A 21869-nucleotide genomic window follows, 5' to 3' on the forward strand; every position below is an offset into this window, starting at 1 on the left:
ATATGTGGAGGCCCTCGGTGGGGATTCGAACATGCGTGGGTGCGCTCGCTCTGGCGGGGGCCGTGGCCGCGACCGCCACACCTCTTGCGTCGGCGAACGAACCTCTTCCCGTTCCGTCCGGTTTCTTCAGTGGAATCGCCCTCGAAGCGACCAACCCGGGCGGATCGGCCCCTGGCACCAACGACTTCTCGTGCACGCCTTCCGCTGCTCATCCTGATCCAGTCGTCCTGGTGCACGGGACGGCGGCCAACCGTCAGACCAATTGGGGCGTACTCGCACCCGTACTGGCCAACGACGGGTACTGCGTTTTCGCGCTCACCTTCGGGAATCGAACGGACCAGCCGTGGCCGATTTCCGCAGCCGGCGGTCTCGCACCACTCGGAGACAGCGCAGGGCAGCTGTCGGACTTCGTCGATGACGTTCTCACTGCGACGGGTGCCTCGAAGGTCGACCTGATCGGACACTCTCAGGGGACGACGGTCAGTGCGTACTACGCCAAGTTCCTCGGCGGCGACGCGAAGGTTTCCAAGATCGTCTCCATCGCTCCGTTGTGGGACGGCTCGGAGGTCGGGCCGCCGGAAGGCGTCGGGGGACCGGATTTCGACAACGCCACCTTCGTGACCGAACTGCGCGACGCGGGCGTCTACTCCGATGACGTCGAGTACACCAACATCGTGACTCGGTTCGATCAGGTAGTCGTTCCGTACAGCAGCGGAATACTGGCAGCGTCGAACGCGTCGAACATAGTTGTTCAGGACGGTTGCGAGCAGGACCTGTCGGATCACATCGCGCTGGTGGCGTCGCAGCGAACGGCGACTCTGACGCTCAACGCGCTTGATCCGTCGAATCCGCGTGAGGTGCCGTGCACTCGGGTACTCCCGATATTCGGCTGATCAGGCGTCGAAAATCGCTGTTCGCTTCAGGCGTACAGGAACCGGGAAACGATTCCCTCAGCTGCGACGTTGTGAACGGTAAGCAGTCCGGCTTCCGCCGCCAATCGGGTGGAGGAGCAGCAGGTGGACTTCGCGCCCTCTAGAGTAATAAGTGGGGTCGTGCAACCTTTGTCGATTCGTGGACGTCAGTCCGCTGACCGGCGAGGCGATCAGTCTGTAGTGCCGGAGCGAAACGCGGCGACCAGGGACGAGACATCCGGTCTCGAACCTGCCCGCCGGAGAGTGTGAGGGAGAGCGATGTTCGAGAGGTTCACCGATCGCGCGCGGCGCGTTGTTGTCCTGGCTCAAGAAGAAGCCAGGATGCTCAACCACAACTACATCGGCACGGAGCACATCCTTCTCGGCCTCATTCACGAGGGCGAAGGTGTTGCAGCCAAGTCGTTGGAGTCGTTGGGTATCTCCCTCGAGGGAGTCCGCAGCCAGGTCGAGGAGATCATCGGCCAGGGCCAGCAGGCTCCGTCCGGTCACATCCCCTTCACACCGCGCGCCAAGAAAGTCCTCGAGCTGAGTCTGCGCGAAGCGCTGCAGCTCGGACACAACTACATCGGTACGGAGCACATTCTGCTCGGTCTCATCCGTGAGGGTGAGGGCGTAGCAGCCCAGGTTCTGGTCAAGCTCGGTGCCGATCTCAACCGCGTCCGCCAGCAGGTCATCCAGCTGCTGTCGGGCTACCAGGGCAAGGAGCCCACCGAAACCGGTGGCACCCGCGGAGAGGCCGGCACGCCGTCCACCTCGCTCGTGCTCGACCAGTTCGGTCGCAACCTGACGCAAGCTGCCCTCGAAGGCAAGCTGGACCCGGTCATCGGCCGCTCGAAGGAAATCGAGCGCGTCATGCAGGTTCTCTCGCGTCGTACCAAGAATAACCCGGTTCTCATCGGTGAACCCGGTGTCGGTAAGACCGCTGTGGTCGAGGGCCTGGCTCAGGCAATCGTCAACGGTGAGGTCCCCGAGACCCTCAAGGACAAGCAGCTGTACACGCTCGACCTCGGGTCGCTCGTGGCCGGCAGCCGTTACCGCGGTGACTTCGAAGAGCGCCTGAAGAAGGTTCTCAAGGAGATCAACACCCGCGGAGACATCATCCTGTTCATCGACGAGCTGCACACCCTCGTTGGTGCGGGCGCGGCCGAGGGCGCTATCGACGCGGCCTCCATCCTCAAGCCCAAGCTTGCCCGCGGTGAGCTGCAGACCATCGGTGCTACCACTCTCGACGAGTACCGCAAGTACATCGAGAAGGATGCCGCTCTCGAGCGTCGTTTCCAGCCCGTTCAGGTGGGCGAGCCGACCGTCGAGCACACCATCGAGATCCTCAAGGGTCTTCGTGACCGCTACGAGGCTCACCACCGTGTCTCCATCACGGACGGTGCTCTCGTGGCAGCGGCGACGCTGGCCGACCGCTACATCAACGACCGCTTCTTGCCGGACAAGGCGATCGACCTCATCGACGAGGCGGGCGCGCGAATGCGCATCCGTCGGATGACTGCACCGCCGGACCTGCGCGAATTCGACGATCGCATCGCCGACGCGCGTCGCGAGAAGGAGTCCGCGATCGACGCGCAGGACTTCGAGAAGGCTGCGAACCTGCGTGACAAGGAGAAGACCCTCGTTGCTCAGCGCGCTGAGCGTGAGAAGCAGTGGCGTGCGGGCGACCTGGACGTCATCGCCGAGGTCGACGACGAGCAGATCGCCGAGGTTCTGGGCAACTGGACCGGTATCCCCGTCTTCAAGCTCACCGAGGAGGAGACCACTCGTCTGCTCCGCATGGAAGAGGAACTGCACAAGCGGATCATCGGCCAGGAAGAGGCAGTCAAGTCCGTCTCGAAGGCGATCCGTCGTACGCGTGCAGGTCTGAAGGATCCCAAGCGTCCCTCGGGCTCGTTCATCTTCGCCGGCCCGTCCGGTGTCGGTAAGACGGAGCTCGCGAAGTCGCTCGCCAACTTCCTGTTCGGCGACGACGACGCTCTGATCCAGATCGACATGGGCGAGTTCCACGACCGCTTCACCGCTTCGCGTCTGTTCGGTGCCCCTCCCGGGTACGTCGGATACGAAGAGGGTGGCCAGCTCACCGAGAAGGTGCGCCGCAAGCCGTTCAGCGTTGTGCTGTTCGACGAGATCGAGAAGGCACACCAGGAGATCTACAACACCCTCCTGCAGGTGCTCGAGGACGGCCGTCTCACCGACGGTCAGGGACGTACCGTCGACTTCAAGAACACGGTGCTGATCTTCACGTCCAACCTCGGTACGTCGGACATCTCCAAGGCAGTCGGCCTGGGCTTCAGCTCGGGAACGGGCACGGAGTCGAACTACGAGCGCATGAAGCTCAAGGTGCACGACGAGCTGAAGAAGCACTTCCGTCCCGAGTTCTTGAACCGTATCGACGACATCGTCGTCTTCCATCAGCTCACGAACGAGCAGATCGTTCAGATGGTCGACCTGATGCTCGCTCGCGTCGAGGCGGCACTCAAGAACAAGGACATGGCCATGGAGGTCACCGACAAGGCCAAGTCGCTTCTGGCCAAGCGCGGATTCGATCCGGTACTGGGTGCACGACCGCTGCGTCGCACCATCCAGCGCGAGATCGAAGACCAGATGTCCGAGAAGATCCTCTTCGGAGAGATCGGACCCGGCCACATCGTGCTCGTCGACGTCGAGAACTGGGACGGCGAAGGCTCGGGCGAGGACGCGAAGTTCACGTTCACGCCTACCAAGAAGCCGATCGACGTGCCGGACGCACCGCCGATCGAGCTGACCAAGGCCGGCGAAAGCGAAAGCGCAGCAGAGTAGTACAGCAGAGTAATTAACGAACGGGCGGCACCTCACCGGTGCCGCCCGTTTCGTGTATCACGGGAGAGGGCGTACACATGAACGACATCGAACTGGGTCACCTGCGTCGTTGCGTCGAATTGGCAACGGAAGCATTGGATGCCGGCGACGAACCTTTCGGTTCCGTCCTGGCAGCGGCCGACGGAACATTTCTGGCGGAAGATCGAAACAGGATCGCGGGCGGCGACAACACTCGCCACCCCGAGTTCGAGCTGGCTCGGTGGGCGGCTCAGTATCTGACGCCGGAAGAGCGTTCGACGGCAACGGTATTCACCTCGGGAGAGCACTGCGCGATGTGTTCGGCTGCGCACGCATGGGTGGGCCTCGGACGTATCGTCTACATCTGCTCTTCGGCTCAACTCGGCGACTGGCTCGCGGAGTGGGGTGCGGCCCCGGCGCCGGTGAAGTCTCTGTCCGTCAACGAGGTTGCGCCGAACGTCCCGGTCGAAGGTCCGGTGCCGGAGTTGGTTCCGCTGGTGCGAGAACTGCATCGGAAGTTGCATTCGCAGAGTGCTTGAAAGGCACAGGTTAACGGGCGGCACCCCGCTGGAGGTGCCGCCCGTTTGCGTGTGGAGTCAGGAAACTGCGTCGACCGCTCGGACCTTCTCTCGCAGTTCGCCCTTGACGACCTTGCCGCTTGCATTGCGCGGCAGAGCTTCCACGACGACGATGTCCTTCGGGTGCTTGTAACGCGCGAGACGATCATTGAGGAAGCTGCTCAGTTCCTCGATGGTCAGGTCCAGGGCTGAACCTGGCGCCATCGCGACGATCGCTACCGGCACCTCACCCCACTTGGCGTCGGGGCGACCGACGACGGCCGCTTCGACGATCAATTCGTGTTCGTAGAGAACGTTTTCCACCTCGGCGCAGTAGATGTTCTCTCCGCCGGAGATGATCATGTCCTTCTTGCGATCGACGACGTAGACAAAGCCTTCGTCGTCGACTCGAACGAGATCGCCGGAGTGGAACCATCCACCGTGGAAGGCGTCAGCGGTGGCGGTGGGGTTGTTCCAGTACTCGCTCATCATCGTGGGCCCGCGGTAGACGATTTCACCGATTTCACCGGGCGCCACGTCGTCCATGTTCTCGTCGACGACCCTGGCCGAAATGGTCGGGATGACCCGACCGACAGATCCGAGCTTGCGAATCGCATCCTCACCGTCGAGAACGCAAGTGATGGGCGACATCTCGGTCTGACCGAAGACTGCGACATTGAATGCGTCCGGGAAGGTTTCGGCCATTGCCCGCAGGATGGTATCGGACGATGGTGCGGCGCCCCACGAGATGTTCTTCAGCGACAGTGCTCGAGGTTGCGCCTTCTGCACTGCGCACACGGCCTGCCATTGCACGGGCACGAGGAACAAGCTGGTGACCTTCTCGGCTTCGAGAATGTCGAGTAGTTGACCAGGGTCGAATGCGCCGACCGGATGGATCACCGTGGTCGTGCCGAGTTGCAGGCTCGGCGCGATGGAACCGAGGGCAGCGATGTGGAACATGGGCGACGCGCAGAAGCCGATGGAATCGGCATTGAACAGGTGGAAGGCCCTGATACAGGTCAATGCTTGCGAAGACAGGTTGGAGTGGGAGAGCACCGAACCCTTGGGGCGACCGGTGGTTCCCGAGGTGTACATGATGAGTGCAGGAGTGTCGTCCGGGATGTCGACGAACGCGTGCGGCTCGCCCGCCTCGCTGATCAGGTCCTCGTAGTTCAGGCTGTCACCCTCGGCGGGGGCGCCTACGGTGATGGAGATGTCGATACCCTCTGACACGGCACGCGCCGCTCCGGCCAGTGGAGCCAATGGTCCTTCGGCGACAATGACTTTGGAGCCGGAGTCGTTGACCAGGTAAGCGACCTCGGGTGGCGTGAGACGGAAGTTCACCGGAACAGCTATCGCGCCCAGTGCGTTGGTCGCGAGCACGATCTCGAGGTATTCGGGGCGATTGAGCATCAGGATGAGCACGCGGTCGCCGAAGCTGACGCCGCGTCGGGCTAGAGCGTCTGCCAGCTTCTCGACGCGCGCGTCGAGGGTGCTCCAGGTGATGGAATCGCCCAAAAATCGCAGCGCGGTGCGATCGGGAATCATCTGCGCATGCCTGGCGATCTGATTGTTCCAGTTGGTGCGGCGTGAACGCTGCGCCTCGGAGACTGCATCGGTGGAGGCCATCGATGGGTTCCTCTCATGCGTGGGTGATTGTGTGACTCAGGCTACAGTGAGCCGTCGATTCTCACAGTGGTTTTGTTAACGAAAATTCGCAACGACTACTTGAAGTGCGGTGCGCGCTTCTGCAGCATCGCCATCGCGCCTTCTTTGAAGTCGTCGCCGGTGAGAAGTTCTGCCTGACCGGTATTTTCGATCTCCAACGCGGCATCGAGGCGGTCCAGCGTCGCCGCATTGAGTGCGCGCTTGGTGAGTTCGAGTGCGCGTCGGGGAGCCTTCGACGTGCGATCGACGACCGAGTCGACGAGTGCGTCGAACGCGTCGTCTGCGACGGTGCGGGACACGAGCCCGAAACGCTCTGCGTCCTCGGCGGAAACCCGCTCGCCCAGCAACGCCATCTCGGCCGCTCTGGCACGTCCGATCGCTGCCGGCACCAGCGCACTGGCGCCGCCGTCGGGCATCAGGCCGATGTTGACGAACGAGAGGAGGAAATAGGCGCTCGATGCTGCGTACGTCAGGTCCGCGGCCAGGGCGATGGACACTCCGACGCCGGCTGCCGGGCCGTTGACCGCGGCGATCACCGGGACCGGGGCGCTGGTGATGGCGCGAATCAGAGAAGTCGCGGCATCCATGACAACTTTCGGGTCTGCGGGGTTGAGGGCCGCTGCCGCAAGATCGGCTCCGGTGCAGAACGCTCGACCGGATCCGGTGATCACGATGGTACGAACTCTCGGGTCTGCGCCTCCCTCTCTCACGGCGGCTGCGAAAGCAGTCATCGTGGGTAGATCGATCGCGTTCATCCGCTTCGGGCGGTCGAAGGTCAATCGCAGTACACCGTCGGTGATTTCGGAGCGGAAGCCCGTCTCGGCGGTGGCGGTCATGCCGCGCTCACAGCGGTGACGAATCCGGAAAGCCGTGAGGTGATGAGGTGTTCGGCCTCCGCGACCATGCGGTCGATCATGTCGGCGACGGTCGGGATGTCGTTGATCAACCCTTGGCTTTGCCCGGCGGACCAGATGCCTGCATCGAGATCGCCGTCTTCGAAGACCTTGCGCCCGCGTGCCCCGGCGACCAGATGCTGGATGTCGCTGAACTGCGCGTCGCCGCGCGCCTCGATGTCGACGACTTCGGCGCTGATCGCATTCGCTGCTACGCGTGCGGTGTTGTGCAGGGTTCGGAAAATCAGCTTGGTGTCACGCTCGGTGTTGGCGACTATCTGTTCTTTAACTGATTGCGCTACAGGAGATTCCACGGTGCACATGAATCGAGTTCCCATGTTGACGCCGTCTGCTCCGAGCGCAAGCGCCGCGACGAGACCGCGGGAATCTGCGATTCCGCCCGACGCGATCACCGGAATCGTGAGTTGCTGCGTGGCCGCCGGAATCAGAATCAGCCCTGGTATGTCGTCTTCACCTGGGTGTCCGGCGCATTCGAAGCCGTCGATGCTGACGGCGTCGACGCCCAGTCTCTCGGCTTTGACCGCGTGACGAACTGCAGTGCACTTGTGGATCACCTTCACACCCGCGTCCTTGAAATGCGGAAGATGATCGATCGGATTGGAACCGGCCGTCTCGACGATCTTGATCCCGGATTCGATGATCGCCTGGCGATATTCGGCGTACGGCGGCGGCGTGATCGACGGCAGAATCGTGAGATTGACGCCGAAAGGCTTGTCGGTGAGATCGCGGGTCCGAGCAATTTCCTTGACGAGATCTTCCGGAGTGGGTTGGGTAAGGCCGGTCAGGAACCCCAGGGCGCCGGAATTTGCCGTGGCCGCAACAAGTTCTGCGCGTCCTACCCACATCATGCCGCCCTGCACGATCGGATGGTCTACGCCGAACATCTCGGTGAAGCGAGTGCGAATCATCTGCTCACAACTACTTTCTTACGATCGGTCAATCGGCATCGAACCCTATTGCAGGCGAGGAAAAATCCTGCGCTGCATGGAACGAGCCCGCCAGCGGACTGCGTGCAAGTTTGTGCGAATCATCACTAACATAACACCGGTGTGAGAGCGGGTGTCAAGACTCTTTCTCCGGAATCCGTCCGCAGTGACAGCCGCGTTGTAGGGTTTCGGGTGAAGCCGTACCGGGCGCGAATTGCGACCTTCGCGACGGTTAACATGGTCCGTTCGGACTCGCGCCCGTAGAAGTGCGGTGCAGCGGACGAAGGCAGTGGAAGAAAGCAACGGAAGTGGAGGGTCAGGTGCCCGGACAGACACGCGTTTCCGTGAGCGGCAGTGGCTCTGCACCACGAACGCGTCCGAAGAATCGGAAGGCGCAAATCGCGGCCGCTGCTGCGGAGGCATTCAGTGAACGTGGCTACCACGCGGTCGGCATCGACGAGATCGCCGCGAAGGTCGGAATCTCCGGGCCGGCCCTTTACCGCCATTTCCCCACGAAGTACGCGCTGTTCGTCTACACGGTGAACAACCTGACCCAGGCGTTGCTGGATGCCAGCGATCCCGCGGTACACGGAAACGACGATCCACGCGAGCAGTTGAACTCCACCATGGTGGGGGTCATCCGCGCGACGATCGAGAATCGGCGTAGGGGAGGGCTCTACCGTTGGGAGGGCCGGTACCTGGTCGACGAGGATCGTGAGCAATTGCGGGCGGGAATGCGCACGCTCAATCTTCGGATTGTCGGGCCGTTGGCCGCAGTGCGCCCGGAACTGGACCCGGCCGATGTCGAGCTGATCGCACCGGCTGTGCTCAGCGTGATCGCCAGTATCACCGGTCATCGATCGGCGTTGTCCGCCAAGCAGATCGAATCGTTGATTCTCGCAGCTTGTTGGTCGGTCATCGGCGTCGAGTTGCCCGTTGGTGCGAAGGACAGCGGGAAGAAAGCGGCGCCCGAACGCAAACCCGGTCTTGCGCGGACATCGAAACGTGAAGTGCTGCTTCAGGAAGCCGTATTGCTGTTCGATCAGCGCGGCTATCACGACGTGAGTATCGAGGAGATCGGCGCCGCAGCGGGTATCAACGCGTCGAGCGTGTACCGGCACTTCGCGAGCAAAGCCGATCTACTCGCCGCGGCTTTCTATCGGGCGTCCGATCGCCTGACGATGACGTTGGGTTCGGCGTTGGCGGAGTCGGAGACACCACTCGCGGCCGTAGAGACATTGGCCAAGATGTACGTCGAGGTGTCGTTCGGCAGAAGCGAACTGTTGGCAGTCTATTTCGCCGAGATCGGCAGCTTGCCGGACCGGTCGCGGACCGAGTTGCGGAACATTCAGCGGCTCAACGTGGAGGAGTGGGCGCACTTGTGCGTCGAGGCGCGGCCGGAGTTGACGATCGTCCAAGCGCGGTTCCTCGTCCACGCGGCGCTCGGTCTGGTCTTCGACATCGGCAGGATCGTGCACTTTTCCTCGGAGAACTCCGCGCAAGCACGCGTCGAGAAATTGTTGACCGCGACTCTCCTGGGGTAGCGCAGTCCGAAACAGTAGGTGTGACTTCACGTATCGCGGGTAGGTTCGTGATCGCAAGGCGTTCACCGAATCATGTGAAGACGGAAGTAGGGACAGCAATGCCAACTCGTACCGCACGCACCGCCTGGAACGGCACCCTCGAAGCCGGGTCGGGACAGGTCGAACTCACCAGCTCGGGTGTCGCGACCTTCGATGTGTCGTTCCCCAAGCGCGCAGCTGAGGAAGCCGGCGGAACCACCAGCCCCGAAGAACTGATCGCCGCGGCACATTCGTCCTGCTACGCGATGCAGTTGTCGGCACTGATCGCCGAGGCCGGCGGAACCCCGCAGAGCCTCGACATCACCGCAGACGTGTCGCTGGGCCCCGACACGGTCGGCTTCAAGCTCACCGGAATCAAGCTCACCGTTCGCGCCGAGGTCGACGGCCTCGACGCCGACGGTTTTGCCAAGGTTGCCCAGGCGGCCAAGGAAACGTGCCCGATCAGCAAGGCACTGACCGGCGTCGACATCACGTTGGATGCGGCACTGGACTGATCACCTCGTGCTCGGGCGCCCCTGCGGCGCCCGAGTGCGGTTGTGTGTGACGACCAGGTAGCTTGCGAACAATATCGGGAGCACCCAAAGATCCGAGGGATCACGAAAGACCACGATCGGCAAGAGCTCGCCGCGGAATCCTCCTGCGGTCCAGCGGAAAAACCCGATCACCCACTCGTACGCGTCGCCGATCGGCGAGACCGTCTTCACCGCGGCGAAGCCGATGCCCGTGACCGCGATGGACCAGGCGATCGCTGCTCGCCCCGCCAGCTTTCGTCTGAGCACCTCGAGAACCGAGAGCAGAAGCAAGGGAAACAGGAACACGCCGGCGACGTCGGACAGCTTGCCCGTCATCGTGTTCCCGAATGCCCCTTTGAGTACGTGGTCGTTGACCAAGATGACGGACACCGAGACCAGCGCCCACGGACTCAGCAGCAGATCGCCCGGGCGGTTCACGACAGGTTGATGGTTGCCGAGCCGGACGAGAACAGGTCGCACTTGAACTGAAGGCGAAGACCGGTGGCGGCTTCGGGGACCTCGTACGCCAGTTCGCCTCGCTTGGCTGCACCCGGCGCAAGCTCTCCGTCGACACTCGACGTGCTGCTGTCGGTGAACGTGATGTTGTACGACTTGTTGGTCGAGTCCTGCAGTTCGAAGCACATCATCGATGACACGGTCGACGGCTTGTCGCTGTTGTTGGTGACCTCGGTGTCGACCACGACGTAGCGGTTTCCGGGATCCGCGGTGATGAACTGATTGGTCGAGACATAGGGATCGACAACGCCGTGTACCTGGACGCGCCAGTCGCCCAGTTCGACGACGTCACCGATGCCGAAGGCAGCCGCGGGTGCGGCGGAAGAACCGTTGTCGTCGACCTTCTTCGCTTCGTCGGTCTCGCCCGAGGCGATGGTTGCGAACAGGGCTGCGCCGACGGCGAGGAGGGCGAGGGGAGTACGGAGTGATCGCATGATGTGCGCCTTTCGAGAGTTGGTATGGCACAAGTCAACGATGTGGGGACCGCTCACCGCTTCGGTCGAAAGATCGGGGAGCCTCATCCTTTCGGTCGGAGCTTGACGGTTCGTCCACCCGTTCGGCTGATTCGAGGCGTCGGTGGCGGTGGATACGCTTGCTCGGTGATCACCACCAAAGGAACCGTTGTGCGACGACGCGTATGGACTACCGCCGCCGTCGCATTCAGCCTTTTCTGTTCCTTCATGACGGTGGGCATCGCAGGCGCGTCGGGAAATATGCCACCGGCATTGGTCGGGATCGGGTTCGTCCTGGGCGTGGCCGGTGGGATATCGCTTGTCTGGCGCCATCAACATCCCTGGGTGGTTCTGGCGATCACGCTGGTCGGCCCGCTGTTCTTCCCCACCGATGCGACGGCGGCGCTCATCGCGTTGTTCGCCGTTGCTCGGATCGCGCGTGGGCCTCGGCTTGCAGCATCCGCGGCAGCTGTCTTCGTCGTGTGCGGAATTTCGTTGACCTACGACGCTTTTCGAAATCGTGAGTACTCCGTTCTCACGATGGGCACCGCGAAACCCAAAGACGGTTCGGTGGTTGTTCAATACGACGTCGCCATCTGGATCCCGTGGCTCGTCGCTGCCGTCATGGTCGGCATTGTCGTGGCGCTCTCGCTCCTGATTCGGACCAGAACCGAACTCGTCGAGGCAGAGCACGTACGGGATCTGGCCACCGAGAAAACCGACGTGATGCGCGACGAGATGATTCGCACCGAGGAACGAACGCGGATCGCTCGCGACATGCACGACACGATCGCGGCCAGTTTGAGCCGGATCTCGTTGTTCGCCGGCGGGTTGCAGGTCAGCGCGGCAGACAATCCCGAGAAGGTCGTCAACACCGCAGCGATGATCAGAACCACCGCCCACGAGGCTTTGGACGAATTGAAGGGAATCGTCGGAGTGCTCAGGGGAAGCGGTGATCGCCGCGAACACGGTGGGCACCAGGGGATCGACGCGATCGGTAACCTGGTCAACAGTGCACGCGCGGCAGGCATCCACTGCCGTCTCGAATCCGAGTTGCTCCCGGGTGATGTCGGAATGTTGGCGGGGCATGTCTGTTATCGCGTCGTTCAGGAATCGTTGACCAACGTCCAGAAGTACGCGAGCGACCAGATGCTCGTCATTTCCGTGACCGGGTCGCCGCACGACGGAATCCGCATCCTCGCACGCAACAAGCTGAGCGAGCTTGCACCCATGACGTCGATCGGTTCTCGATCCGGCCTACGCGGGTTGGCCGAACAGGCGCGAGAGATCGGCGGCAAGGTGGAGGCAGGCGCGTTGGGGGACGATTTCCTCGTCAGTTGCTGGGTGCCCTGGTCGTCGTAGCCCTCCCACCCTCTAACTGTCGGGGGCTCTGGGTAATCTGAGCGCACTATGGACGCTGACTCGCGCATCACAGTTTTGATCGTCGACAACGACGCGTGGGTTCGGCGCGGGATGAAGGACATCCTGGAAGCAGCGCCGGACATCGTGGTGGTTGCCGAGGCCGAGGACGGCGATCAGGTCGCAGCCAAGGTCACTCGTTTTCGTCCCCACGTGGTGCTGATGGATCTGAAGATGGCACGGGTCGGTGGCTTGGAGGCCACGCGTGAATTGATGACCATGAGTAATCCGCCGAAGGTCATTGCCATGACCGCCTTCGACGTCGACGACATGGTTGTGCAGGCAGTCGAGGCGGGCGCGCACAGTTTCCTGAGCAAGGACGCAGCTCCGCAGGCGTTCCAGCAGGCAGTGCGGGTAGTGGCGTCGGACCACTCGTTGTTCAGTTGCGATTCTCTGCGCGCCATCGTGGCCTCGTCGCCGCGGCGGCAAGCGCCCGATCAGACTCCGCTCGCTTCGCTCACCGAGCGCGAGCGCGAAGTGCTGACAATCCTGGCGACAGGCGCGGCCAACAGCGTCATCGCGGAGCGGTTGTACCTCGGTGAGACCACCGTCAAGACGCATATCTCTTCGCTGTTCGCCAAGCTGGGTGTGCCCAACCGCGTGAGTGCATCGTTGATCGCGTTCCGGTGTGGCCTTGTGACGTGACTCGGGACTAATCCCTACCCTGTTCGTTGTTGCACCTTCGGTGACTGATCAAATCGTGATTGACCAAGACGTGACCATCGAAGTGTGGTCGGACGTCGCTTGTCCGTGGTGCTACATCGGAAAGACCAGGTTCCTCTCGGCGCTGGATCGTTTCGAGAACAAGGACCGCGTCAACGTCATCTGGCGCTCGTACCAGCTCGCGCCGGAGACGCCGGTGGGAGAGGGCCGAACCGAACTCGACGCCTTGGTCGAAATGAAGGGGATGGCGCCTGATCAGGTACGTCAGATGTTCGCCCACGTCAGCGCGACGGCCGCCGAGGTCGGGTTGACCTTGGACTTCGAAACCGTGATCGCCGCCAATACGTTTGATGCGCACAGGTTGCTGCATCTCGCGGGTGAGCGGCAGAACGAACTCCTCGAAGCGCTGTTCAAAGCGCACTTCAGCGACGGCTTGGTGATCGACGACCGTGAGGTGCTGGTCGAGTTGGCCGTGAGCGTCGGCCTCGACGCCGATGTCGTGCGCGAGCAACTCGATTCCGATGCCGCAGCGGAGGCTGTCCGCGAAGATCTGTCCATGGCCCGCCAACTGCAGGTCAGCGGCGTTCCGTTCTTTGTCGCCAACCGTGCGGTTGCCGTGTCGGGCGCTCAGCCCGAAGAGGTGTTTCTGCAGTTGCTTACTCAGGCCTCCGAACCGGCCTGAGAAAGGCGAGCGGCACGCACCGCCGGGGCGTTCGAAAACGGCAACAGATGTGCGCCGTTCACGGGGCAGGACAACGTCACGTGCGCTGCATCGACGAACCGGTACGGCTGCGCTGCAACAACTCCGGCGAGGTTCTTTCGCAGACGCGACATCTCGGCCCGCGCGGTCACCGTGCGGGCGGGGTCGCCGAACAGATCTTGCGCCAACCGAGATGCAGTCAGTCCCCGTCTCTCGGATCCGAGGAGGAACAGAATCTCCGCATGTCGTTGGGTGGGGGCGTATGCCCATTCGCCGAAACCCGACGTGACGGTCACCGACATGTTCTCGGAATCGCGCAGATCGATATGCACCGTGGGCGCGCTGATTCTCTCGCCGGTGGTGATCGGCCTAACCAGCCACCCGCCGGGAAGCGGATCCAGTTCGCACAGGCCCAGGGCCGGGAACCATGTCCTGCCGGGAGCCAAAGCTGCGGGGAGCAGCACGCGCGAGCGATGAGGTAACGCGTCGACCGCTGCTACCCATCCGTGGGTGTCGATCACCAATGCGGGTGATCCGCTGCGTGCAAGCATCGGCCCTGCAACAGAACGTAGTTGATCGAGATTGTCCCGATGCTTTTCGCGCAGGTGTGATTGAGCGAGGCGTGCGACGGCGTCGACCAGAGCGAGCGTCGTGGGATGGACGGTCTTGGCAGGACCACTGATGTCGACGACGCCGATGACACGGTCGTCCCGCGGATCGCGGATGGGCGCCCCCGCACACGTCCACGGATGATGGCTGCGCGCATAGTGCTCCGCCGAGAAGATCTGAACCGCCTGTCGTGACACCAATGCCGTTCCGATGGCATTGGTGCCGACGCTGTCCTCCGCCCAGTTCGCCCCTTCGACAAATCCCAGACGCGCAGCTTGGTCCAGTACGCGATGGGAACCGCTGCGCCACAGTACAGTTCCGCGAAGGTCTGCGACGACCATGATGTTCTCACCGCTCGCGGTGACCGATTCGAGTCCGCGTGTCACGTCGTCGAGTACGTCGTACAGTCCGGACTCACGACGACGGAGATCGAGTTCGGCGACGTCCATCGACGGTTCGACCCGGCTGTGCTCGGGATCGATACCGAGTTCGCGCAGGCGCTGCCACGATTGGCGCACCACGTCCCTTGGGCGGGCCGGTGCGCGGTCTCCGGCCATCGTCGCGTCGTACACCGCGGCGAGGGTCCTCGCGTAGTCGCGAGGATCCTCGCCGGGCGGCATCGCAGGCTCTGGCAACCGCTTTTTCAGTGAAGACACCGCTTTCAGCGAAGACGCCGCTTTCAGTGAAGACACCTCGGTCAGCGGTAGACGAGACCGCCGTCGATGAGACCGGCCTGCCCGGTCATGTAGTCGGAATCGGGCCCAGCGAGGTAAGAGACGAAACCGGCTACGTCGTCGGGGGTTTCAGCTCGACCCAGCGCAATTCCGCCGACGAACTTCTCGTAGGTGGCGCCCTCTGGCGCACCGGTCAACTCGGCGAACCTCTTGTCGATCGTCACCCACATGTCGGTGCCCACGACGCCGGGGCAGTACGCGTTGACGGTGATTCCGTCGGACGCGTATTCCTTGGCCGCAGCCTGAGTGAGGGCCCTGACCGCGAATTTTGTTGCGCTGTAAACACCTAACATGGCGAACCCGTCATGACCGGCGATGGACGACGCGTTGATGATCTTTCCGCGCTGACCGAGCGCCTGGAACTTTGCCGCTGCGGCTTGAATTCCCCACAGGACACCGTCGACGTTGACGCTCCAGATCTTGGAGACCTCTTCCGGCGTCGCATCGGAGATCGGGCCGACGAGAGCGATTCCCGCGTTGTTGACGATGACGTCGAATCCGCTCAACTCACTGTGCGCGTGTTCGACTGCGGCGTGAACCTGCGCGCGATCGCTGACATCGGCGATAAACGTCGTCGCACGACGACCGATCTGTCTGATCTCGTCGGCAACCGCATCCAGCTTGGTCTGGTCGAGGTCGACCAACGCGATGTCGGCGCCGTCGTGGGCGAGGCGGAGAGCGATTCCGCGTCCGATTCCTTGGCCGGCGCCGGTGACCAGTACTACCTTGCCCGTGATGCTCATGCAGATCTCCTCGTAAGCAGTGAACCAGTCGGTTGTGAACCGGTGAGTGATTTGTATGTGACGGCGACCACAATGCGGAAGGGTTGCACCGTGTTGCAATTCCGGAAAATCGGACAGTGGTTGCAACCCTCGGCAACCCTCCCGGTACCCCGCGCGACGGTTCCATAGTTGCGCCACCACTTCGCGAATCATCTTGCGAGACAATCTGGGAGAGGGCACATGACCGCTACAGTCGACACACCCACGGAACCGGCCACGCCGAGCCGACAACCGTCACGCCGCTGGATCGGGTTCGGGATCGCGAACCTCGTGATCGTTCTCGTGCTGGCCGTGGCGAGTTGGTACCTTCTGGCCGATCCGACCACCAGTCCCTGGAGTTTCTATCCTCTGCCGTTCAACGCGGCGCTTTTCTGGGCAATCCTTTTTGTTGTGTTCATCGGCTTCAATTGCGAGTTCGCCGGCTTCGATCGACTCCCACAGCCGGCGAAAGGCTTGGCGATCATGGTCGCGACCGCGGTCTTCGCCGTCGTGGTGACGTGGCTCCTGGCAAACGGCTTGGGGAGTTTGTACCCGGATTTCGCGGCCGATCGTGAGGGCGGCCTCGGATATTTCGCGGGTGCGCTGTTCGTGCTCTTCGGCTTCGGGACCTGGGTGATGGTGGTCCTGAACTGGCAGCATTGGCCGTGGACTTCCCTAGGGATGAAGCAGCCGTTGGTGGGTTTGTGTGAGATCGCGTTTGTCGCCGTCCCGACGCTGGCGCTGTACTTCGTGTTCGGTCTGCCGTCCGTGTCGCTGTCCGCCACGGATCCGTTGATGACCGTCGACACCGCACTCGGATGGTTCTACTGCGTCGTGGTGGTCGTGATCCTGACTGGCCAGACGCTCGACAACTGGCCGTGGCGACTGTTCGGCGGCGGGGGTAAGACGGCGCTCGCAGCCACGATCGGTAACTTCGCCGTCGGAACCGGCTTGTACTTCGTGGCGCTTCCAGTGGTGAAGGCACTTGTGGGAAGCGATGCCGTTGCCGAGTTGGGTGGTGTGGTCCATCAGTTCCCGGCGCAGCTCGGTGTGTGCTGGGCCTTCTGGATGATCTTCTGGGCCAACGCCTTCGGTAACAAGCCCACGGGCTTTTCGGACGGGGTCAATCTGGCGATCCGCGCGCTGCTCACGTTTGCGCTCGCGTTGGTCACATTCTTGTTCTATTACCGCTTTGCGGCAGAGCACATTCTTCACGAGCCGGCAGTTGTCGACGGATTGCACGGCAATGCACTGGGTTTCGTGGACTGGGCCGTGTTGTGGACGCTGTTCTACGTCGTGGGATTTCAGTCGCTGGGACTCGGCAAATTCAAGCCTACTGAGGGGTGAGTCGGTTGCCCGCACATCGGTGCGGGTAACCGGTATCGGGCGGCGGCACCGCGCCCGCTGATTGCAACAGACTGCAACGCTTGTGACCGGGGCCACTTATGGGATGTGCTGTGTGTCACATTCACAAACAAGGAGAAGTGATGACGCAAACCATCGATTCCGCAGTCACCCCCGAGGTGAAGTTGACGGCGGTGACACCTCAGGAACGCGTCGACGCCTGGCTGGCGGATTTCGAGTCGGCCCTCGCGGCTCGTGACATCGAGCGTGTGGCAGGCAAATTTGCACTCGACAGCTTCTGGCGCGACTTGGTGTCGTTCACCTGGAACATCAAGACCGTCGAAGGTCGCGAGCAGATTGCCGACATGCTCTCCGAGCGTCTCGACGACACCGATCCTTCGGGATTCCGGACCACCGAGACACCCGACGAAGCCGACGGCGTCACGTCGGCCTGGATCGAATTCGAGACTGCAACCGGTCGCGCGCACGGGCACCTTCGTTTGAAAGGAGATGAAGGTTGGACCCTGCTGACGTCGTTGCAGGAATTGAAGGGACACGAAGAAGGTAAGGGCACTCGCCGGCCTCGTGGCGCCAAGCACGGAGCAGACCCGAACCGCATCACGTGGGCCGAGCAGAAGGAGATCGAGGATCGCGAACTCGGTTACACCACACAGCCTTACGTCGTGATCGTCGGCGGCGGACAGGGAGGCATCGCCCTCGGTGCCCGGATGCGCCAACTCGGAGTTCCGGCCATCGTGATCGACAGCCACGAGCGGCCGGGCGACCAGTGGCGCGGCCGCTACAAGTCGCTGTGCCTGCACGATCCGGTTTGGTACGACCACCTGCCATACATGCCGTTCCCCGACAACTGGCCGGTGTTCGCGCCCAAGGACAAGATCGGCGACTGGCTCGAGATGTACACCAAGGTCATGGAGGTTCCGTACTGGAGTTCCACGACCTGCACCTCCGCGTCGTTCGACGAGAAGACCCAGGAATGGACCGTCGAGGTCAACCGCAACGGCGAGAAGCTGACGTTGCGTCCCAAGCAGTTGGTGATGGCGACGGGTATGTCCGGCAAGGCCAACGTTCCGACGTTCCCCGGGCAGGACAAGTTCCTCGGCGATCAGCACCACTCGAGCAAGCACCCCGGCCCGGATCAGTACGTGGGCAAGAAGGTCGTCGTGATCGGGGCCAATAACTCCTCGCACGACATCTGCGGCGCACTGTGGGAGAACGGCATCGACGTCACGATGGTGCAGCGCAGCTCGACGCACATCGTGAAGTCGGATTCGCTGATGGATTTGGGCTTGGGCGATCTGTACTCGGAGCGAGCACTGGCCGCGGGCATGACGACACACAAGGCAGACCTCACGTTCGGTTCGCTGCCGTACCGGATCATGCACGAGTTCCAGATCCCGGTGTACGACGCAATCCGTGAGCGCGACAAGGATTTCTACGATCGCCTCGAGAAGGCGGGCTTCGAGCACGACTGGGGCGACGACGGTTCAGGTCTGTTCATGAAGTACCTACGACGCGGCTCGGGTTACTACATCGACGTCGGCGCGGCCGAACTGGTCGCGAACGGGGACATCAAGCTCGCGCACGGCAACATTCGTGAGCTGACCGAGAACAGCGTGATCCTCGAAGACGGTACGGAATTGCCTGCCGACGTGGTGGTCTACGCGACCGGCTACGGCTCGATGAACGGCTGGGTGGCGGATCTGATCGGCCAGGACACCGCCGACAAGGTCGGCAAGGTGTGGGGCCTGGGGTCGAACACCACCAAGGATCCGGGACCGTGGGAAGGCGAGCAGCGCAACATGTGGAAGCCGACGCAGCAGGAAGCGCTGTGGTTCCACGGAGGCAATCTGCACCAGTCGCGCCACTACTCGCTGTACTTGGCGTTGCAGTTGAAGGCGCGCTACGAGGGCATCCCGACGCCGGTGTACGGACTGCAGGAAGTGCATCATCTGAGCTGAAATAGAACTGCTGTGCGCCTTTATTAACCGCCCGCGGTTAATAAAGGCGCACAGCAGGTTCAGCGAAGGGCGTACTTCTTTGCTACTTCGGTGTTCTTGGTCGCGCGCTCGGTGAGGAAGGCGAATGCCAACCCGAGTACGAGCCAGAGCGTCGCCTGCGTAGCGAGCGAGGAAAGTCGGAACTCCCACAGCAGAGTTGCCGGGAAGTCCTCGCCCACCTCGTTGATGCCGGGAAGCGAGACGTAACCGATCGTGGCGATCACCAGGAACGCAGCCACCGGAGCAGCGATGCGCACGCTGAGGAACTCGTGCCCGGAAACTGCCTTTGCCGCCGCTGCTGCCGCGGTGACGGACAGTAGCCCGAGAATCACGGCGGCCAGCCACAGCAGTGTGCGCTGGTTGATGGTGTCGGGATCTCCGACGGCCGGCGGATTGGCCGGGTACTTGAAGAAGGGCACGGCCTCGATGGCCAGCCAACCACCGACGGCGATGGTGATCGCCAACAACGGCCCGGACATTCCGGTGAGTCGTCGAGCGTAATTGGCAACGACCGAGAAGATCGCCCCGAGTGCCAGTCCGGCCAGCGCTGTGGCCAGGAACAGCCCGGCGCGCTGCCCGTCGCGGCTCACCAGTGGTTCTTCTTCGTCACCGTGCGAATGCCCAGCGGCTTCGCCGGCAACCTCACCGGTGGCGCTGTTGGCTTCTTCGATCGCAATGGCGGCATTGACGTGCGGTTCACCCAGCACGAATGCAACTCCGCCGGCAAGGATGCCTGCGATCAAACCAGCCAACAAACCACGAATGAGAAGCTTCGTGAAATTGTCGACTAGTGGCACGGCAGGCCCATCAAGTGTCGACCGTCGTGCATCAATTCATGCATGTACATGCCGGTGCGAGAGATAGCGCCCTGGTCGAATCCGACCAGGTAGAGAGCGAGCATCGCGAACAGAACTACTGCAGCGGCGAGGAAAGCAAGACGAGTCGAATCGATCGACGTATCGGGAGAATAGGCGAGAGCCATCGAAGCCTCCTGGGATTTTCGCGTCCCCTAGGTCCATGCGATGGCCGAAGTGTCTGGCTGTCGAAATAGTCGTGCCGAAAAAGGCACTTCACCTCGAATTACAGTGGCGCGACCGCTCCGGGCTTTCACCGGATTCCTGTCGGACCATCGCGTTTACATGCGAACTTTTGCACTACTGCCCGCACCGTGTCAACGCGTAAGCCGAGATGACCGTCGATTGTGCCCGCCAAGGCGGGCACAATCGTTCTAGATCAGCTCTTTGCGGCGACGTCCAGAACAACTTCGAACTCGAGCAACGACGCACCCGAAGCGACGGGCTTCGCACGCTCGCCGGAATGGGCTTCGCGGGCAGGGCCGTCACGCCAATCGGCGAACGCCTGCTCGGACTCCCACTGCGTCACCACGAAGTAGCGGCTCTCACCTGCGGTGGGGCGGAGGAGTTGGAATCCGAGAAAGCCCGGGGAGTTCTCGACTGCATGAGCGCGTGCTGCGAAGCGCTTCTCCAGTTCGGGGCCGGCGCCCTCGGGGACCTCGATTGCATTGATCTTCACGACTGCCATGCAAGCGACATTACCCGCGCACCTTCACCGCGTACCGTGACACTCGTGTTGCATGACGAAGGTGGAACAGGACAACCGATTCTGTTGTTGCACGGCCTCATGGGCAGCTCGAGGACGTGGCGACGCCAGGTGCCGTGGATCCGCGAGTTCGGCCACGTCTACACGTTCGACGCCGCCGGTCACGGCCGGCCCGCGCCGTCAGAGCTGACCACCGAGGCATTCGTCGACGACCTGGCATCTGCCGTTGCGTCCATCGAGGAGCCGATGATCGTGATCGGCCATTCGATGGGGGCTCTGCACGCGTGGTGCTTCGCCGCATCGCATCCCGAAAAGGTTTGTGCACTGGTCCTCGAAGACATGGCTCCGGATTTTCGCGGACGCACCGCCGCGGATTGGGCTCAGATGATCTCGGCGTGGCCGCAGCCGTTTGCTTCCGAGGACGCGATGAAGGAATTCTTCGGGCCCGTCGCCGGCCAGTACTTTCTCGACTCTTTCGACCGCCGCGACGACGGGTGGTACCTGCACGGCGAGGTGTCGACCTTCCGCGACATCTCGGAGGAGTGGGGCACGAGGCATTTCTGGGATCAGTGGAAGGCGATCGACGTGCCGACCTTGCTGATCGAGGGAGAGTTCACCATCACCCCCGAGGGACAGATGCGAGAGATGGCCGAGAGGCCGGGAACTCGGTACGTACGTATTGCCGACGCAGGCCACCTGGTTCACGACGATCAACCGCAGCGCTATCGCGAAGTGGTGACGGAATTCCTTCAGACGGTGAGCTGACTGCGGATCGACGCGCCCACCTGCTCCAGTTCGACGGCTCGCCTGGCCAGGAGTCCGGCAGCGAACTTCGCTTTGTCGCCGCGATGGCGGGGGACGACGTGGAGGTGCGAGTGGAACACGGTTTGGCCCGCGGCACGCCCGTCGTTGACGAGAAAGTTGACTCCGTCAGCGGCGATGTCGCAGCGGCGTAGAGCTCCGGCGATGAGCGTGCCGACGCGGAACATCTCTGCGCCCTCGTGGCTTTCGAGAGCATCGAGGTTTTCTGCATGACGCTTGGGGACCACCAGTGTGTGTCCGCGACTCACCGGTCGGGCGTCGAGAAATGCAAGAGTCGTCTCGCTCTCGTGGACGAGAATCGCCGGCTCGGTCAGCGCGACGATCTTGCAGAAGACACAGGTATCGGTGCTCATGCCTAC

At 62.4% G+C, this 21869-nt stretch carries 22 protein-coding genes and 1 riboswitch; of the genes, 11 read left to right on the forward strand and 11 right to left on the reverse strand.

Features of this window, described 5'->3' with window-relative positions; translation table 11 throughout:
• The first annotated feature begins 2 nt into the window (after positions 1-2).
• From R4P70_RS19180 to R4P70_RS19190, 3 genes are all read left to right on the forward strand, one after another.
• Entirely contained in the window at positions 3-893 is an 891-nt protein-coding gene (locus R4P70_RS19180) for an esterase/lipase family protein (RefSeq protein WP_411742481.1), read from the forward strand.
• A 297-nt stretch (positions 894-1190) separates the two neighbouring features.
• The gene (locus R4P70_RS19185; RefSeq protein ID WP_003945604.1) at positions 1191-3734 is read left to right on the forward strand and encodes an ATP-dependent Clp protease ATP-binding subunit; all 2544 of its coding nucleotides are present in this window, start codon (positions 1191-1193) and stop codon (positions 3732-3734) included.
• Between the two features lie 77 nt (positions 3735-3811).
• The gene (locus R4P70_RS19190; RefSeq protein WP_019746801.1) at positions 3812-4291 is read left to right on the forward strand and encodes a nucleoside deaminase; all 480 of its coding nucleotides are present in this window, start codon (positions 3812-3814) and stop codon (positions 4289-4291) included.
• A 57-nt stretch (positions 4292-4348) separates the two neighbouring features.
• Here R4P70_RS19190 and fadD5 read toward each other — a convergent pair whose 3' ends face one another.
• From fadD5 to R4P70_RS19205, 3 genes are all read right to left on the reverse strand, one after another.
• The gene (fadD5, locus tag R4P70_RS19195; protein ID WP_317831189.1) at positions 4349-5938 is read right to left on the reverse strand and encodes a fatty-acid--CoA ligase FadD5; all 1590 of its coding nucleotides are present in this window, start codon (positions 5936-5938) and stop codon (positions 4349-4351) included.
• A gap of 95 nt (positions 5939-6033) precedes the next feature.
• Complete coding sequence (locus tag R4P70_RS19200; protein WP_097387915.1) at positions 6034-6813, reverse strand: enoyl-CoA hydratase; 780 nt, start codon at positions 6811-6813, stop codon at positions 6034-6036.
• Positions 6810-7799 carry an NAD(P)H-dependent flavin oxidoreductase gene (locus R4P70_RS19205; RefSeq protein WP_020968363.1) on the reverse strand — a complete coding sequence of 330 codons (990 nt, stop codon included), beginning with the start codon at positions 7797-7799 and terminating at the stop codon, positions 6810-6812. The genes R4P70_RS19200 and R4P70_RS19205 overlap by 4 nt, the downstream gene beginning before the upstream one ends.
• A 338-nt stretch (positions 7800-8137) precedes the next feature.
• Here R4P70_RS19205 and R4P70_RS19210 point away from each other — a divergent pair, with 338 nt between their 5' ends.
• Positions 8138-9361, forward strand: coding sequence for a TetR/AcrR family transcriptional regulator (locus R4P70_RS19210; RefSeq protein WP_024487747.1), 1224 nt, complete (start codon positions 8138-8140; stop codon positions 9359-9361).
• Between the two features lie 98 nt (positions 9362-9459).
• Positions 9460-9894 (forward strand): OsmC family protein, encoded by a 435-nt coding sequence (locus R4P70_RS19215; protein ID WP_003945839.1) that lies wholly within the window; start codon positions 9460-9462, stop codon positions 9892-9894.
• On the opposite strand, the gene R4P70_RS19220 is transcribed toward R4P70_RS19215, so the two are convergent.
• Together R4P70_RS19220 and R4P70_RS19225 are read right to left on the reverse strand one after the other, a co-directional pair.
• The gene (locus tag R4P70_RS19220) at positions 9895-10350 is read right to left on the reverse strand and encodes a hypothetical protein (RefSeq protein WP_317831195.1); all 456 of its coding nucleotides are present in this window, start codon (positions 10348-10350) and stop codon (positions 9895-9897) included.
• Positions 10347-10862, reverse strand: a complete 516-nt coding sequence (locus tag R4P70_RS19225; protein WP_019746807.1) for a DUF4352 domain-containing protein — start codon at positions 10860-10862, stop codon at positions 10347-10349. Before R4P70_RS19225 ends, R4P70_RS19220 begins: the two co-directional genes overlap by 4 nt.
• A gap of 24 nt (positions 10863-10886) precedes the next feature.
• Here R4P70_RS19225 and R4P70_RS19230 point away from each other — a divergent pair, with 24 nt between their 5' ends.
• The 3 genes from R4P70_RS19230 to R4P70_RS19240 are packed head-to-tail and all read left to right on the forward strand — an operon-like array spanning position 10887 to position 13644.
• Entirely contained in the window at positions 10887-12242 is a 1356-nt protein-coding gene (locus R4P70_RS19230; protein WP_113682073.1) for a sensor histidine kinase, read from the forward strand.
• A 48-nt stretch (positions 12243-12290) separates the two neighbouring features.
• The gene (locus R4P70_RS19235; RefSeq protein ID WP_019746809.1) at positions 12291-12944 is read left to right on the forward strand and encodes a response regulator; all 654 of its coding nucleotides are present in this window, start codon (positions 12291-12293) and stop codon (positions 12942-12944) included.
• A gap of 55 nt (positions 12945-12999) precedes the next feature.
• On the forward strand, positions 13000-13644 hold the full coding sequence (locus R4P70_RS19240; protein WP_230091074.1) for a DsbA family protein: 645 nt from the start codon (positions 13000-13002) through the stop codon (positions 13642-13644).
• Here R4P70_RS19240 and R4P70_RS19245 read toward each other — a convergent pair.
• Together R4P70_RS19245 and R4P70_RS19250 are read right to left on the reverse strand one after the other, a co-directional pair.
• Positions 13623-14891 (reverse strand): GAF domain-containing protein, encoded by a 1269-nt coding sequence (locus R4P70_RS19245; RefSeq protein ID WP_317831609.1) that lies wholly within the window; start codon positions 14889-14891, stop codon positions 13623-13625. The two genes, R4P70_RS19240 and R4P70_RS19245, sit on opposite strands and share 22 nt — an antisense overlap.
• A 77-nt stretch (positions 14892-14968) precedes the next feature.
• Positions 14969-15748: an acetoin reductase gene (locus R4P70_RS19250; RefSeq protein WP_020906092.1), complete on the reverse strand. Its 780-nt coding sequence runs from the start codon at positions 15746-15748 to the stop codon at positions 14969-14971.
• A 219-nt stretch (positions 15749-15967) separates the two neighbouring features.
• Between R4P70_RS19250 and R4P70_RS19255 the strand changes: the two genes are divergently transcribed.
• Together R4P70_RS19255 and R4P70_RS19260 are read left to right on the forward strand one after the other, a co-directional pair.
• A complete protein-coding gene (locus R4P70_RS19255; protein ID WP_317831201.1) occupies positions 15968-17113 on the forward strand; it encodes a hypothetical protein in 1146 nt (381 codons plus the stop codon).
• A 140-nt stretch (positions 17114-17253) separates the two neighbouring features.
• Entirely contained in the window at positions 17254-19089 is a 1836-nt protein-coding gene (locus tag R4P70_RS19260; protein ID WP_020968370.1) for a flavin-containing monooxygenase, read from the forward strand.
• 59 nt (positions 19090-19148) lie between these two features.
• Here the strand turns inward: R4P70_RS19260 and R4P70_RS19265 are convergent, their stop codons facing one another.
• From R4P70_RS19265 to mhuD, 3 genes are all read right to left on the reverse strand, one after another.
• The gene (locus tag R4P70_RS19265; protein ID WP_019746815.1) at positions 19149-19925 is read right to left on the reverse strand and encodes a CbtA family protein; all 777 of its coding nucleotides are present in this window, start codon (positions 19923-19925) and stop codon (positions 19149-19151) included.
• A complete protein-coding gene (locus tag R4P70_RS19270) occupies positions 19916-20110 on the reverse strand; it encodes a CbtB domain-containing protein (RefSeq protein ID WP_003945915.1) in 195 nt (64 codons plus the stop codon). Before R4P70_RS19270 ends, R4P70_RS19265 begins: the two co-directional genes overlap by 10 nt.
• A 24-nt stretch (positions 20111-20134) precedes the next feature.
• Positions 20135-20274, reverse strand: a riboswitch (cobalamin riboswitch).
• An 87-nt stretch (positions 20275-20361) separates the two neighbouring features.
• Positions 20362-20670, reverse strand: coding sequence for a mycobilin-forming heme oxygenase MhuD (gene mhuD / locus R4P70_RS19275; protein WP_007726927.1), 309 nt, complete (start codon positions 20668-20670; stop codon positions 20362-20364).
• Positions 20671-20715: 45 nt separating this feature from the next.
• On the opposite strand from mhuD, the gene R4P70_RS19280 reads away from it, so the two are divergent.
• Positions 20716-21453, forward strand: coding sequence for an alpha/beta fold hydrolase (locus R4P70_RS19280; RefSeq protein WP_029254422.1), 738 nt, complete (start codon positions 20716-20718; stop codon positions 21451-21453).
• Here the strand turns inward: R4P70_RS19280 and R4P70_RS19285 are convergent.
• Positions 21438-21863: an HIT family protein gene (locus R4P70_RS19285; RefSeq protein WP_019746817.1), complete on the reverse strand. Its 426-nt coding sequence runs from the start codon at positions 21861-21863 to the stop codon at positions 21438-21440. The genes R4P70_RS19280 and R4P70_RS19285 overlap by 16 nt on opposite strands.
• Positions 21864-21869 lie beyond the last annotated feature (6 nt).

The organism is Rhodococcus sp. IEGM 1241 (assembly GCF_033142365.1).
In the GTDB taxonomy this organism is placed as follows: domain Bacteria; phylum Actinomycetota; class Actinomycetes; order Mycobacteriales; family Mycobacteriaceae; genus Rhodococcus_F; species Rhodococcus_F erythropolis.

Coding starts and splice junctions, on each gene's coding strand:
- R4P70_RS19205 (WP_020968363.1), bottom strand. CDS start 7,799: ATGATTCGCACTCGCTTCACCGAGATGTTCGGCGTAGACCATCCGATC.
- R4P70_RS19200 (WP_097387915.1), bottom strand. CDS start 6,813: ATGACCGCCACCGCCGAGACGGGCTTCCGCTCCGAAATCACCGACGGT.
- R4P70_RS19255 (WP_317831201.1), top strand. CDS start 15,968: ATGACCGCTACAGTCGACACACCCACGGAACCGGCCACGCCGAGCCGA.
- R4P70_RS19250 (WP_020906092.1), bottom strand. CDS start 15,748: ATGAGCATCACGGGCAAGGTAGTACTGGTCACCGGCGCCGGCCAAGGA.
- R4P70_RS19185 (WP_003945604.1), top strand. CDS start 1,191: ATGTTCGAGAGGTTCACCGATCGCGCGCGGCGCGTTGTTGTCCTGGCT.
- R4P70_RS19270 (WP_003945915.1), bottom strand. CDS start 20,110: ATGGCTCTCGCCTATTCTCCCGATACGTCGATCGATTCGACTCGTCTT.
- R4P70_RS19215 (WP_003945839.1), top strand. CDS start 9,460: ATGCCAACTCGTACCGCACGCACCGCCTGGAACGGCACCCTCGAAGCC.
- fadD5 (WP_317831189.1), bottom strand. CDS start 5,938: ATGGCCTCCACCGATGCAGTCTCCGAGGCGCAGCGTTCACGCCGCACC.
- mhuD (WP_007726927.1), bottom strand. CDS start 20,670: ATGGCAGTCGTGAAGATCAATGCAATCGAGGTCCCCGAGGGCGCCGGC.
- R4P70_RS19260 (WP_020968370.1), top strand. CDS start 17,254: ATGACGCAAACCATCGATTCCGCAGTCACCCCCGAGGTGAAGTTGACG.
- R4P70_RS19190 (WP_019746801.1), top strand. CDS start 3,812: ATGAACGACATCGAACTGGGTCACCTGCGTCGTTGCGTCGAATTGGCA.
- R4P70_RS19235 (WP_019746809.1), top strand. CDS start 12,291: ATGGACGCTGACTCGCGCATCACAGTTTTGATCGTCGACAACGACGCG.
- R4P70_RS19225 (WP_019746807.1), bottom strand. CDS start 10,862: ATGCGATCACTCCGTACTCCCCTCGCCCTCCTCGCCGTCGGCGCAGCC.
- R4P70_RS19285 (WP_019746817.1), bottom strand. CDS start 21,863: ATGAGCACCGATACCTGTGTCTTCTGCAAGATCGTCGCGCTGACCGAG.
- R4P70_RS19245 (WP_317831609.1), bottom strand. CDS start 14,891: ATGCCGCCCGGCGAGGATCCTCGCGACTACGCGAGGACCCTCGCCGCG.
- R4P70_RS19230 (WP_113682073.1), top strand. CDS start 10,887: ATGGCACAAGTCAACGATGTGGGGACCGCTCACCGCTTCGGTCGAAAG.
- R4P70_RS19180 (WP_411742481.1), top strand. CDS start 3: ATGTGGAGGCCCTCGGTGGGGATTCGAACATGCGTGGGTGCGCTCGCT.